Origin of the sequence: Burkholderia sp. SIMBA_051 (assembly GCF_046534915.1) — a bacterium.
Taxonomy (GTDB): Bacteria; Pseudomonadota; Gammaproteobacteria; order Burkholderiales; family Burkholderiaceae; genus Burkholderia; species Burkholderia ambifaria.
Map to the genome: position 1 here is coordinate 1 of NZ_JAWRXS010000131.1, position 321 is coordinate 321.

Annotated in this window: 1 pseudogene; it reads right to left on the minus strand. The window is 68.2% G+C overall.

The annotated features are described in order from the left end of the window. A pseudogene (locus SB771_RS33880) lies at nucleotides 1–321 on the minus strand (branched-chain amino acid ABC transporter permease); the annotation flags it as partial.

A 321-nucleotide genomic window follows, 5' to 3' on the forward strand; every position in this document is an offset into this window, starting at 1 on the left:
GCGCGGAACGGATTCTCGCGTATCGCCTGCAGCACCCGGCCGAACGGCGAATTGACGATGCGCAGCAGCATCAGGAACAGCGCCACGCAGACGGCGGCGATCAGGTAGTAGGTGATGATGCGGCCGTCGATGGTCACGCCGAACAGCGGCTCGGCGAATGGCCGGTAGGCCGGGCGCAGCATCTGCGGCACCTTGACGTTCAGGCCGTCCTCGCCGCCGGTCAGGTCGGATAGCTGTGACACCAGCGTCTGGAACGCCGCCGCGACCGCCAGCGTGATCATGGCGTAGCAGATGGCGCGCACGCGCAGGCTGGCCAGCCCG